This window comes from Bacillus cereus group sp. Bc010, assembly GCF_027716745.1.
GTDB lineage: Bacteria > Bacillota > Bacilli > Bacillales > Bacillaceae_G > Bacillus_A > Bacillus_A pacificus.
Map to the genome: position 1 here is coordinate 1 of NZ_JAQFUY010000020.1, position 13,903 is coordinate 13,903.

Here is a 13,903-nt window from a genome sequence, read left to right on the forward strand (position 1 = left end):
AGAAATAGACGTCGCCTTTGGTAGCAAGAATCCCACTGACGTTAGTCAGCTTGCGGCTTTAGCCGTGGGAGTGTCAATATATTAGTAGTATGCCTTTTATATGGAGAAAAATCGATACATTTCGACAATGTTCGATATCTTGCAGATTCTATTCATATTTTTGACAAAAAATTGTCGGAAATGTGTTGTCACGTTTATATATATGTGCTATATTATTTCCTGTAAGCGATTTCAAATAGTTTTAAAGCGCATTCAAGGGGGACATCTAGAATAATGAAACGTTACGAAAGAAAGTGGAAGCATATTTGTTTGAAACGTGTGGCACATCGTAGTGTCCAAGAAAGCACGGAACCTAGGACTGAAACGCGCAAAGAGCAGCAAGAGAAGCAATTGGTTCTACAAAAATAGCAATCACTTTTTCGTATATAAATGAAGGTCGATCGTTCGTTGGGGGATGGACGTGAAATTACTTTCAGCTAAGGGGTATTGTCTGATATATAATTTATACGGCAAAAAATAAGCACAGAGTATACGGCGCTCTGTGCTTATTTTTATTTGTCTTTTTTGAATCGAACAGTTTTATCCCAGCCAATGACTTGTTTCTTACTCTTTGCACGTAAGTATAAAATTAAGCTACGAATGAATAAGTACGTAAAGAGCTGTGCGTACGTAAAGTACATGATAACACTAATAAAAATATTAGTTGGTGTAAAGGTTCGTTCCACACTCTGGGCACTAAATAATTGAGAAACATATGTAACATATGCGACATACCACATAAATAGTAGTGGGATGCTATATTGAATTTGGAATATCCCGAGTAACCCAATTACAAACCAAACGTTCGAAATGATTAAGAATAACCAAAATACAACATACACTAAAACTTGTTGTAAAGAATGGACGAGCAGTTTTCCTTTAAAGAAACTTAATGAAGAAAACATTTTTTCTAAAATGTACAAGTTCCCTTGAAGCCAACGTGTACGCTGCTTAATAAGAATTTTTAAATGCTCAGGTTCTTGTTCCCATGTAATTGACTCTGGAACGATTGGCAGGAGATAGCCTTTTTGTGTAATTCGTAATGTTAATTCAGCGTCTTCTGCAATTGCATAAGGGTCATAGCCGCCAAGCTCTTCTAATGCAGCGCGACGAAGAAGCATGTTTGTTCCTGTTAGTGAACCTGTTTGGAATAGTAACCAGCGTCCGGATTGCATAAGGAGCTGGAAGATTTGAAATTCTAACGAAATCATTCGTGTTAGCCAGTTTCTTTTTTCATTTACAGTACGAACATGTCCAACAGCTCCAACAGCATCCTCGGTTGTTTCAGCGTGTTCTACAAGCATTCGCAGTGCATGTGGTTCAGGCTGGTTATCTGCATCATAAACACAGAAGTATTCACCATCTGAAATACTAAGGCCATAAGTTTAATACACGTGATTTTCCTTTTGGTTCACCAGGTGGAACGCGAATGTGACGAATATGAGCATAAGCTTTGTCAAAATCGTCACCAATTTCAGGTGTCTCATCTTGCGAGTTATCGTTTAATAAATAAACAGTTAGTTTGCCTGGATATTCAATCTTTGCCATCGCCTCTAAAGTATCCTTAATCACGACGCCTTCATTGTGAGCTGGTATTAAAATATCGACGCTTGGGTAATGTTCTAGCGTACGATCTTTTTGTTTTCTACTTCGGTGAACTAAACCTGCGAGTGTTAAGAAAGAATAGTAAACGAGTAAGCCAGAGAATAGAAAGGCTGTAAAAATAAGTACATACTTAATTGAAAATGTGATGCTGATCCAAAAAACGAGTACGCAAAATAGAAGGAATAAAAGAAGTATAACGAGTGTCATCATAATAACTTCGGTCCTTTTGTAGCGATTTGTTCTCGTTTCATCTTAATATCTTGAATGGCCTCATCTGCAAGCCATTTTTCCATTTTAGGCTGTAGACGATTCATTACAATATCGGCACCAGCTTCATTTGTATTTTGTAATAAAATGACTAATGTGTTTTTATCATACTCAGCAACAAGGTCAAAGTCAGCTCTTACCGTTTCAACTAATAATGAAGCTACACGGTCCATAACACTTTCCTTTGTATATTTACTAAAGGAAGTGAAGTCAAAATAAATCATAACGCCTGTTTCATTACGACGATTCATTGCATTGATTAATAATGCTTGTCGTCTCTCGAATTCTTGTCTTGTTAATAATTTCGATTCTCCAATGTATTGTTCTAACGTTCTCACACGTTCGGTTAATTCTTTATTTTCATGAATAACCTTCTTTAATAGATGAGTGGAGATATATACAATGAAGAAATTTGCTGCCATTAGGAAGTGAGTAATAATGTATTCCCATTGTTCTGATGTACTCCATAAGTAAAGCCATGCTTGGTAGAACAGGTAGAATACCGAAGTAATGGTTCCTAATATGAAGAAAACAAATGCAGTTTTATCAGGCAAAAATAGAAATAGTACATTAACAATTACATATATAATTGTAAAAATGAGAGCATGCTCATATTGCGTTACATGTACAGTTGTAAAATAAAATAAAATTTGTAAAATCCACATAGAGAGGACTTTATAGAAGTTATCTTTCACAAAACTTTCCTCCTTAAAGATAATTCATACAAGGATACTTGTAGTATGCACAATTATTAAGAAATAGATCGGATGACTACATTCTTTTTGAGAGGCAACAACAAGTAGTATCCCTCTTTTGTAAGAAAAAATAAACAGACTTGATAATTATTGTATCATAATGTTTTTATATTTCGGCATAAAGTATTTAATATATACTGAGAAAATAAAAAGTCCCCTCTTTAGAAAGAAGGGACTTTTTATTAATTTATAGGAACATCATACCTGCAACTGCTGCGTTTAAGAAGTTAGCTAGTGTACCAGCGATAACTGCTTTAATCCCTAATTGTGCAATTTGTTTACGGCGAGTAGGAGCTAATGTCCCTGTTACACCTAATTGAATTGCGATAGAAGAGAAGTTTGCGAATCCACAGATTGCGAATGTTAAAATTAGATTTGTTTTTGCAGAGAACTCTGCCATATGTGGTCCTAAGTTTGCGTATGCAACGAATTCGTTGATTGCAAGTTTTTGACCGATAAAGCTTGCTGCTTGTACAGCTTCACCAGGAGAAACCCCGATTAAAATTGCAAATGGTGATAGTAAGTAACCAAAGATTAAATCAAGGCTAAGTTTAATATCGAACCAAGAGCCAACCCATCCTAATAGGCCATTTAATAAAGCGATTAATGCGATGAAAGCCATTAACATTGCTGCTACGTTAATAACAAGTTGCATACCTTCTGATGCACCACGTGCTGCTGCGTCAATAACGTTTGCATCTTCACGCTCTGTAGAAAGTTCAACGTTATTATCTACTTTTTCTGTTTCTGGCATAATAAGTTTCGCAATTAATAAACTTGATGGAGCTGCCATAATTGCTGCTGCTAATAAGTGTTCTAACGGAATACCCATTGCTGCATAGCCGACAAGAACTGATCCAGCAACAGCTGTCATACCGCTTACCATAATAGCGAAGAATTCACTATTTGTTAAACGTGCTAAGTAAGGTTTGATTAAGATTGGAGCTTCAGTTTGTCCTAAAAATACAGTTGTTACTGAGTTTAAACTTTCTGCTTTAGAAGTTCCAAGAAGTTTACTTAATGCGCCACCAACGATACTAACAAATCTTTGCATAATACCGAAATGATATAAGATTGCTACTAATGAACTAATAAATACGATTGGAAGTAGTGCTTGAATAACGAAGATAAATCCCCAAGGGCCTTTTGCGTTGACTAAATCCCCAGCAACGAACTTAATTCCCTCGTAAGAAAAATTAATTAATCCTTGAACGCCATCTGCAGCGTGTTTTAAACCTGCTTTTCCGGCATCCCATCGTAATACGATAAATGAAAATGACATTTGTAATGCTAGCGCGATTAAAATCGTGCGCCAATTAATAGCTTTGCGGTTGGAAGATAGTAAGAAAGCGATTGCTAATACTCCAATCACGCCGCCAATTCCCCATAAAAGATTCATGCAGTGTATGCTCCTTCCTCATAGTAAAAAAATGTATAAAACAGTTGTCTATACTTCTGCAAATATAACATCTTAAGTAACTTATCATAATGGACATCAGAGGTCAAACGTCTAACGAAAAGTTTAAATAAAAAGAAAATTCTTCAAAAAAACACATATAAAATGATTAGACATGAAATAGGTTATGTTTTTTATGTGAAAATATACATTATGATAACGTTATGGATTATTATTGTAGAATATAGTGTATGAAATAGGGAAATAGATACATTGTTTTTTTAAGTAAATAGGTTATACACATTAAAAAGAGCCTTCTAGTAATCTAGAAGGCTCTAAAAATATAACTTAAGGTGCTTTCGTATAACCTAAGAAGTGCTTACTCCAATAAGAATTGCTTAATGAAGCGATTGCTACACCTTTATCTCCAGCTTGGATAAATGATCCGCCCCCAAGGTAAATACCCATATGAGAAGGACCTGATTTATAAGTGTTTTGGAAATAAATTAAGTCACCTGGTTGTGGATTTGAAGTTTGTGGTAGGCTACCCCAATATCCTGCAACACTTTGACGGCTAATGTTATGACCAAATTTCTTAAATACGTGGTAGATGTAACCACTGCAGTCAACACCAGTAGCAGAAGTTCCGCCCCAAACGTATGGTACACCTTGCATTGATTTTGCATATGCAAGTACGGAAGAACTGTCACCGCTATTATTGCTTGTATTGTTATTATTGTTGTTTTGATTGTTATTTTGGTTGTTGTTAGGCTTATTATCTACTGCGCCACCAACTGGTGTTTTAGAAAGGTAACGTGTGCCGATATAACCAGTTTGGCCGTTGTAGTTAATTTTGCTCCATCCAGAGTTTTCAGAGATTACTTGAACCTTCTGTCCTTGTGGAAGTGCGCCTATGATTCTATAATTTGTACCTTCACCACTACGTACATTTAAGGCAGAAGCATTAATGTAGTAGTCACCAATTGCACCTTGATTAGGTTGTTCAGGTTGTTTTGGTTGCTCAGGAGTAGTAGTGCCACCTTTAACAAATTTCACGAATTCGCTACTAACGTAGCCTGTTTTTCCTTGATAGTTAACTTTAAACCAGCTACCTTCAGAGCCAATTACGTTTAATGTCGTACCATTTAATACGCCACCAATTACGCTATGGTAAGTAGCAGGACCTGTACGTACGCGTAGAGATGTTGCGTTAACAACGTAAGTACCGCCAGTTTGAACAGTTACATTATTATTTTGTTCTTGTTTGTTATCTTGGTTGTTTCCTTGTGTAACGTTATCGCTAGAACCGCCTTTTGTTACGTAGTCTTTACTTACGTAAGCTGTTTGGCCTGCATAATTGATTTTGAACCAATCTTGAACTTCGCCAACAACTTGTACGACTTGTCCTTTCGTAACAGAGCCTACAGTTGTGTGAGAAGTGCTAGGACCTGTACGAACACGAAGGGAAGATACATTTACTGTATAGTTTCCGCTTGCTGGTTTTACAGATTCTTGGTTGTTATTATTCGTATTGTTGTTTGAAGAACCTGCATTAGCAGAAACACCAGATACGAATTCGCCACTTACATAGCCAACTTGTCCATTATGGTTGATTTTCACCCAACCATTTTCTTGGCCAATTACGTTTAATGTTTGTCCTTCATATACACGTCCTGAAACAGAACTAGAAGTGTTAGGAGCAGTACGTACACGTAATACATCGGCAGTAACTTTGTTTTTTCCACCTGTTGTACTTACATTGGAATTACTTGCACCATTTTTTGATACAAATTCGCCACTAACAAAGCCTGTTTGTCCATTCATGTTAATTTTGTACCAACCATTTTCTTCGCCAATCACGTTTAGTGATTGACCGTTATAAACGCACGAGATGATGTCGTGAGAAGTACTTGATCCTGCACGAACATGTAATACGCTAGCGTTTACCGTATAAGATGAGCTGTTTGATGCAGAAGCTTGGACAGTTGTAGCAGCTTTTTGTGTATTTTGTTCAGGGGCAGCTTGAACACTATCAAGTGTAGGTGCTGCTCCTCCTGCTACAGACACTGCCGCAAGACCGGCAAGGTATTTTTTCATAATTTGTCGATTCCTTTCTGTCTGTAATGTAGTGAAGAAATATTTACCAACTGTTAAAAATTCTAAAGAGCATGTCGATTACTGTCAAGACTTATGCGGGAATCTGAATATGACAAAAAGATTACAAGAAAAAATCAAGGCATAAATCTATACCTTGATTTCCATTTAAATACATATATTGAATGTAGAAAGGATAGAAATTATTCGTGTTTAAGAAGATGACATATTGGATTGTAACAAACTCTGAGAAAATGATCGTTGCAGCATTTTAGTGATAGGGCCAACTTGACCATCTTGGATGGCGGTTCCATCAAGATGAGTCATCGGCAAAATTTCAATCGTCGTTCCTGTAAAAAAGCATTCATCCGCTTGATAAACATCACGAACGCTGAAAAGCTCTTCTTGTACTGGAATACGAAGGGTTTTCGCTAAAGAAAGAACATATTGACGAATAATGCCATTTAAAATAAGGTGATTAGCTGGATGTGTGTAAAGAGTTCCGTTTTTAATTAGAAAGAAGTTAGAGTGGCTTCCCTCGGTTACAGTACCATTTCGTACGAAAAGGGCCTCTTTACAACCTTTTCGTTCCGCTTTCGTAGTAGCTAATATATTCGGTAATAAATTTAATGATTTAATATCACAGCGTAGCCAGCGCGTATCCGGTTCTGATATGGCACGTACACCATATTCAATCCATAACGCTGGTCTTTCTTTCTTTGTAATATAGGCATAGATTGTTGGAGGGACGTCATATGAGAACGTATGGGTACGAGCTTGTACACCACGAGATACTTGCAAATAAATCGTTCCATCTTCGTGGAAATTATTATTTTCGATTAGTTTATAAAGTAGGGTAATCAGTTCCGCTTTTGAGAAAGGGAGTGTTAATTCTATTTCTTCCATGGAGCGATATAATCTTGTGATATGCGGATCTAATAAGTGAAAGTTCCCTTTATATAGACGAATAACCTCGTAGACTCCATCTCCAAACTGCAAGCCTCTTTCCTCAAGGTCTATGTACGTTTTTTGTTTCGTTGTATCAATAACTGCATCATTCCAAAGTACAAATCTTTCATATGCCAATTTTCGTCCCATCCTTTCGTAAGTGCATAAGTAAAGTGAAGCTTTCATTCATTTGGAATAAAAATCACTACAGTAATTTTTATGTGAGTAATTCTTTACATATGACGTATATGTATTTGTAAATGGTAGAGAAGTGGTAGTGATTTACAGCATTTCGTATATACAAATTCGAAAATAAGAAATAAGAATCCTGCTTTTAAATAAAAAAAAGCAACATTCTTATGGAATGCTGCACAAGGAGGGTAGCTATCTTTCATAGGGACATCGTCTTATTGAATGTTTTGTGTATGGAAACAAAACATATTGAAAGACAATTATAAGAAAGTAGAAATAAACGATTCACATATTTCTTTAAGGGATCTTATTACAGATGAGAGATAAGAAATATATAGAACCTCGTTTACATATTTTATTATAGAGATACTTCATTAATTCTATGTGAATATTTGGTAAAGGTTATGTAATGTTAAAGTTAATGAATATAAGTAATTGTATGGAGGAATATAAAAAAAAGAGGCTGAGATTACTCAGCGCTCTTCTTTTCTTCTTTAATAGCTGTCTTTACTTCACCAGTTTTGATCTTGTTGCTTTCAGAGAAGCGAAGTAAGTCACCCTCAATGATTTTGTCAGACATGTTCAATTCATTTTGGGCACGATCAATAAGTGGTTGAGATTCTTCTTTTGGTAGTTGTACAACTTCGCCAGTAGCACGGTCGTAGAATGTACTGTTCGTGTACATGTACTTATCTGTAACGAAGCTACCATCACGAAGAACAACGAACCCTTTATTGTCAGGTGAGAATACGTCATGACCGAATCGAACGTCATTCGTAGAGTCTACACCAAGTAGGTTTAGAATAGTTGGTTTAATGTCAATTTCACCAGTTGGTTTTGAAATTGTTTTACCTTCTTTTTGACCTGGAACGTGAATAAACATCGGTGTTTTTTGTAAGTTCATATGGTCAAATGCAGTAATTTCTTCTTTTCCTAAGAACTGTGCCATTGCACGGTTATGGTTTTCAGAAATACCGTAGTGGTCACCGTAGAATACGATAACTGAGTTGTCGTAAATACCTTCTGCTTTTAGACGCTCAATAAAGTGTTTCATTGCTTCGTCTAAGTAGCGAGCTGTTACCATGTAACGGTCAAATACGCCATCACCAGAATTGTATTCATCAATTAATTTTGTATTGTCATCATAAGTGAATGGGTAATGGTTTGTTAAAGTAAGGAAGCGAGTATAGAACGGTTGCTTCACTTGTTTTAACATATCGATAGATTGATCAAAGTACTCGATATCTTTTAATCCCCAGTTTAATTTCGTTTCTGGCGTAATCTTATAGTCAAGCTCGTTGTAGTAACGATCATAACCAAGTGCCGGATACATAATGTTACGGTTCCAGAATGTTGCGTTGTTTGCGTGGAATACTGCAGTGTAGTATCCTTGCTGACGTAAAATTTCTGGAGTTGCTGTATATTCGTTGTTACCGTGTGTGAAGAATACAGCACCACGGTCTAGTGGATACATTGAAGTATCTACTAAGAATTCAGCATCAGATGTTTTTCCTTGCCCAGTTTGATGGAAGAAGTTATCAAAGTAATAACTTTCTTTCGTAAATTGGTTTAAGAATGGTGTAACTTCTTGTCCGTTAACTGTTGCACCGATTAAGAATGTTTGTAATGACTCAAGAGAGACAACGATTACGTTCTTCCCTTTTGCAGTACCAAACATATTTGGATCTGGTTTGCTTTGCGTTGTTTTTACGTAGTTCTCTGTTTCCTGTAACTTACTGCCGTCAGCAAATGCTTTTTGTGAACTTGATTTTGCTTGTAAGCCAAGATCATATACTTGGTGTACATATAAACCTAAGTTTTTAACAAGCATAACGCGGTCGAATGAACGTGTTAATAGTTCTGGACGCTCAGCTTCTGCCAATCCTAAGTTTGCGAAGAAAATAGCAATTGTTGACACGAAGTATAGGGAACGCATTGGGCGTGCTACACGTTCTGTCGGTGCAAAATTCTTCATCTTCTTCAATAAAATGAAGAATACGATAATATCAGCAAATGCAAGGATAATTTTGTAGTTAAACAATTCTTTTACACTAGAACCTAAACTTCCGAAGTTAGATGTTTGTCCTAGTACTGGTAAAGTAACGAAGTCATTGTAGAATCCGTAGAACATTACGTTACCAACAAGAACGATTGTTAAGACAAAATTAATTCCAAGTGCTATATAGTTACGTTTTTTCCCTTTTGCAAATAATGCAAGACCAACAAGCAGTAATGATGCTGCTAATGGGCTCAGGAATAAAATGAATTCTTGCATGAAAGATTCAAGTTTTAAATCAAAGCTTGTGCGTGTAATAAGATATGTCTTCAACCATAAGGCTAAAGCTACGAATGCAGTGAAACGCACATTTTGAAATTGTGATTTCAAGGTTTCTTTCATTCATTTCCACCCTTTCTCTATCAGGCTTGGTCGATTTTGGAGCGAAAAATGCTAAAATAAAAAATACATAGTTTTCTTGGCCATAATTAGAGGTTCTATATTCACCCATATACGACTATAACTATGCATACCCTTTTAGTTTCTTGTGTTACTCATAAGCATAACGTCATTTCTGTATTATACAACAAAATTCATTTCTGAGAAACACTATAACATTTTACATTTTTTGTATGAGATTTGTCACTACCAGAGAAAACTTTAACATTCGTTTATATGTCCGTCAACTAGAAAATATAACAAAGGTAGAGCAGAATGTTAAGTGAAAGTGAAAAATTTCTTGTTGAGAAATAAGAAATGATAATGGGTAAGTGGTTATCTAGAAACCTATTATATGAAGGGAAGTATGTAAAAATTAACGAACACTTGTTCTTTTTGGGTTTGTTTGTTACAATGAAAGTTCATTGATAGATTATGTGTAATTTTGATGAACTTTTACTGAAAACATATTGTAGCTTATTTCTTTTAAAAAATAGGGAGGCTTTTACATGGAGCAAAAATTTTCAGTTGAAGCATTTTGGAAGAAGGTAAAACATGTCGCAAAGCAGGCAGGACAGTCAGTCATTTATGCAAGTTTATTGTTGTTTTACGTTTTGCAGAAACCAGATGTTCCAAAACGAGTGAAAATTATTGTAATTGGAGCACTTGCTTATTTTATTGCACCGATTGATGCGATTCCAGATTTCGTTGCTGGAATTGGTTATACGGATGATTTAGGGGCGTTAATGGCTGCGCTATTACAAGCGTCGCTATACGTCGATGATGATGTAAAAGATAAGGCACGAATGAAGTTGGCAGAATGGTTTGGTTCGGATATAGACACATCCTTTATCGATCAGAAATTAGATCAATAGGTAAGAACTGTCACATGGTGACAGGGCGAACGTAAGCGAGGAAGTGCATTATGCCATCAGGAAGAACGCATACGAAAATAAACTTAATATCCCTTCCGGTTGTTTTGTTTCTTCTCTTTTCGTATGGACTAACAAATTTTGATTTTTTATTAACTTTTGCAATTGGCTTTTTAGTAGGTACTACATTTTTAACACCGGATTTAGATACGTATAGTAATGCGTATAATAAATGGGGATTCCTGCGTATATTTTGGTATCCGTATAAGAAGGTAATGCCGCATCGCTCCTTCTTTACACACACAATTATACTTGGTGATGTGATTCGTATTGCATACATGTTAATTGTGTTTTCTCCGTTTTTATTCCTATTAAATGTAATCGCGCTCGACGGGAATTTAATAGAAATGGCGAAGGAACATGAGGTTGAAATTGTAACGTTCGTAATGGGAATTGTTGTAGCAAGCACGCTTCACATTATAGCGGATAAAGTGAATACGCGACGCAAGAAAATGATGAGAAAAAAGAAGAAACGCAGAAGATAAAAAAACCGTCCCAAAAAGTATTTTGGGACGGTTTTTTCTTATTAATCAAACGTTTGTTTAAAATTAAGCTTTCAGTACTTTCATACCTTTCACGATGTTCCAAATGAAGTAGTATAAGCTAATGATGCCGCAAATACATAAGACAATCATTGTACCGATGCCCAATGTTACATCCGGTTGATCAGATCCAAGACCCATAACTCCTAAAATAATCATGCCAATAAATGTAGCAATACTTGGAATAATGTGTGTCCATAGAGCACGTTTTGCATGTGGTTTCGTTTCAGCATCGCCCACAATCCACACAATAATCGGGAATAAGATAGGGGCAAATAATACACTAAAGTATGATAAAGCTGCTAATATTTTGTTTCCGTTCATATATATCACCTCATAGATAATATCCGTTGTTATACCTTTATTATGCAGGAAAGGTAGCGAGCCTTCTATCGATGAACATGACAAGAACATGACGATTTTGTAAGATTTTTTCGTTAAATAATAAAGTGAAACTTTAATCAGTGGGGGCTTTTCATCCCCCACTGATTATCAGCCCTCACCAATCGGACTTTAATGGGCAGTTGATCCCTCACCAAAACTCTTTGCTTTTGCTGAATTTTGAGGTGGGATCTTACTGCCCATTAAAGTCGGATAAAATTTTCAAAAAAATCTTTTTAAATAGAAATTGTTATGGTACAGTATAAAAGAAAGTTGTTGAAAACGTTTTCTTAAACGTTTTTTTATTTTTAGGTTTAAAGGTATGATGACCTGATAGTCTATTGATGAGGTTATTCTACTTAAAAGGGGATTCTTTAGGGGGAGAGAACAATGAATACATGGACACAAGTTTATGATCCGTTCGGAAACATTTGGATTTCGGCAGCGGTAGCACTTATTCCGATTATCTTTTTTTTCTTAGCTTTAGCAGTTTTCCGCATGAAGGGGTATGTGGCAGGATTTATTACAGTTGTACTTACAATTTTAGTGGCATTATTCGCTTATAAGATGCCGTTCACAATGGCGATGGCAGCGACTGGATATGGTTTCTTATATGGATTATGGCCAATTGCTTGGATTATCATTATGTCGGTATTTTTATATAAAATATCTGTGAAAACAGGCCAATTCGATGTGATTCGTGCATCTGTACTATCTATTACGAATGACCATCGTTTACTCGTTATTTTAATCGGTTTTTCATTCGGAGCATTTTTAGAAGGGGCAGCGGGATTCGGTGCACCAGTAGCGATTACAGCAGCGCTTCTTGCAGGCCTTGGGCTAAATCCTTTATATGCAGCAGGTCTTTGTTTAATTGCAAACACAGCACCAGTAGCGTTCGGAGCGATGGGTATTCCGATTACAGTTGCTGGACAAGTAACAGGTATTGATCCACATAAAATTGGACAAATGGCTGGACATCAATTACCGTTCTTATCATTATTTGTTCCATTCTTTATCGTATTTTTAATGGACGGGGTGAAAGGGGTAAGACAAACGTGGCCTGCTTTACTTGTAGCAGGTAGCTCATTTGCAATTACGCAGTTCATAACAGCGACATTCTTAGGACCAGAACTTCCGGATATTACGTCGGCACTTGTAAGTTTAGTTAGTTTAGCGCTGTTCTTAAAAGTATGGCAACCGAAAGAAATTTATCAATCTGGGCAAGCAAATAGAGAAGCAGCTGCAACAACAGCGGCATCGATGCCAAAATTAACATTGGGAAAAGTAGTAAAGGCATGGTCTCCATTTATCGTATTAACGGTTATGGTAGTCATTTGGAGTCAAAGTTTCTTTAAAGCATTATTTGCTCCAGGAGGCGCGTTAGAAAGTCTTGTATTTAAGTTTAAAATTCCAGGCTTGCACAATTTAGTAATGAAAGCAGAGCCTATTGTAAATAAAGCGACTCCTTACGAGGCAATTTTGAAGTTTGATGTATTATCAGCAACGGGAACAGCAATTTTAATTGCTTGTATCATTTCCATGCTGATTTTGAAAATGAGTGTAAAAGATGCAGTGGTAACATTTAAAGAAACTTTAAGTGAACTTAAAATGCCAATTTTATCTATTGGATTTGTATTAGGATTTGCATTTATCGCAAACTATTCTGGGCTATCTTCTACACTAGCGTTAGCACTAGCAGGAACTGGCGGACTATTCCCGTTCTTCTCACCATTCTTAGGATGGATTGGCGTATTCTTAACAGGGTCTGATACGTCAGCGAATGCATTATTCTCAAATTTACAAGCAATTACAGCGCAGCAAGTCGGTGTATCTGAAGTACTTCTCGTTGCAGCAAATACAACGGGCGGTGTAACAGGTAAAATGATTTCTCCACAATCGATTGCCATTGCTTGTGCAGCAGTTGGACTTGCTGGGAAAGAATCAGATTTATTCCGGTTTACAGTAAAGCATAGTTTGTTCTTCGTAATAATTGTGGGGATTATGACTTATGTTCAGGCTTATTATTTAACTTGGATGATTCCGTAAAGAGCGACAGAAATAAACTTTGCATTTTTCAGATTATCGTGTATGATGAGAAAGTATTGAAAATTAAATCAGTGATAAACTAGGGGTGCCTAACGTATGCGTAGGCTGAGAGAGAAGCGCGTGAACTTCTTAACCCTTTGGACCTGATCTGGCTCGTACCAGCGTAGGGAAGTTAACGGCTTTACATAATGATGTCTTTTATGAGCCAGGTCCTTATTTTTTTATGGACCTGGCTCTTTTTATTTTGGCATACGCTGGCCATATCTCGT

General features: G+C 36.4%; 9 protein-coding genes, 1 pseudogene and 1 riboswitch. Of the genes and pseudogenes, 3 read left to right on the forward strand and 7 right to left on the reverse strand.

Annotation, left to right across the window (positions count from 1 at the left end):
• Positions 1-551: 551 nt before the first annotated feature.
• From PDQ68_RS19510 to PDQ68_RS19535, 6 genes and pseudogenes are all read right to left on the reverse strand, one after another.
• A pseudogene (locus PDQ68_RS19510) lies at positions 552-1,854 on the reverse strand (glycosyltransferase family 2 protein).
• A complete protein-coding gene (locus PDQ68_RS19515; protein WP_061184224.1) occupies positions 1,851-2,606 on the reverse strand; it encodes a diguanylate cyclase domain-containing protein in 756 nt (251 codons plus the stop codon). Before PDQ68_RS19515 ends, PDQ68_RS19510 begins: the two are co-directional and overlap by 4 nt.
• Before the next feature lie 247 nt (positions 2,607-2,853).
• Positions 2,854-4,065, reverse strand: coding sequence for a NupC/NupG family nucleoside CNT transporter (locus PDQ68_RS19520; RefSeq protein WP_001051013.1), 1,212 nt, complete (start codon positions 4,063-4,065; stop codon positions 2,854-2,856).
• 345 nt (positions 4,066-4,410) lie between these two features.
• On the reverse strand, positions 4,411-6,159 hold the full coding sequence (locus PDQ68_RS19525) for a C40 family peptidase (RefSeq protein WP_061184225.1): 1,749 nt from the start codon (positions 6,157-6,159) through the stop codon (positions 4,411-4,413).
• Between the two features lie 210 nt (positions 6,160-6,369).
• A complete protein-coding gene (locus PDQ68_RS19530) occupies positions 6,370-7,254 on the reverse strand; it encodes a D-amino-acid transaminase (protein ID WP_049112924.1) in 885 nt (294 codons plus the stop codon).
• Between the two features lie 511 nt (positions 7,255-7,765).
• The gene (locus PDQ68_RS19535) at positions 7,766-9,694 is read right to left on the reverse strand and encodes an LTA synthase family protein (RefSeq protein WP_016718951.1); all 1,929 of its coding nucleotides are present in this window, start codon (positions 9,692-9,694) and stop codon (positions 7,766-7,768) included.
• Positions 9,695-10,239: 545 nt separating this feature from the next.
• On the opposite strand from PDQ68_RS19535, the gene PDQ68_RS19540 reads away from it, so the two are divergent.
• Together PDQ68_RS19540 and PDQ68_RS19545 are read left to right on the forward strand one after the other, a co-directional pair.
• Positions 10,240-10,605, forward strand: a complete 366-nt coding sequence (locus tag PDQ68_RS19540) for a YkvA family protein (RefSeq protein WP_016718950.1) — start codon at positions 10,240-10,242, stop codon at positions 10,603-10,605.
• A gap of 50 nt (positions 10,606-10,655) precedes the next feature.
• Complete coding sequence (locus PDQ68_RS19545; protein WP_001139074.1) at positions 10,656-11,147, forward strand: metal-binding protein; 492 nt, start codon at positions 10,656-10,658, stop codon at positions 11,145-11,147.
• 63 nt (positions 11,148-11,210) lie between these two features.
• On the opposite strand, the gene PDQ68_RS19550 is transcribed toward PDQ68_RS19545, so the two are convergent.
• Positions 11,211-11,528 carry a magnetosome magnetite crystal formation protein family gene (locus PDQ68_RS19550; protein WP_061184226.1) on the reverse strand — a complete coding sequence of 106 codons (318 nt, stop codon included), beginning with the start codon at positions 11,526-11,528 and terminating at the stop codon, positions 11,211-11,213.
• Positions 11,529-11,975: 447 nt separating this feature from the next.
• Here PDQ68_RS19550 and lldP point away from each other — a divergent pair, with 447 nt between their 5' ends.
• Entirely contained in the window at positions 11,976-13,634 is a 1,659-nt protein-coding gene (lldP, locus tag PDQ68_RS19555) for an L-lactate permease (protein ID WP_061184227.1), read from the forward strand.
• Between the two features lie 71 nt (positions 13,635-13,705).
• Positions 13,706-13,821: riboswitch (TPP riboswitch) on the forward strand.
• Positions 13,822-13,903: the final 82 nt, after the last annotated feature.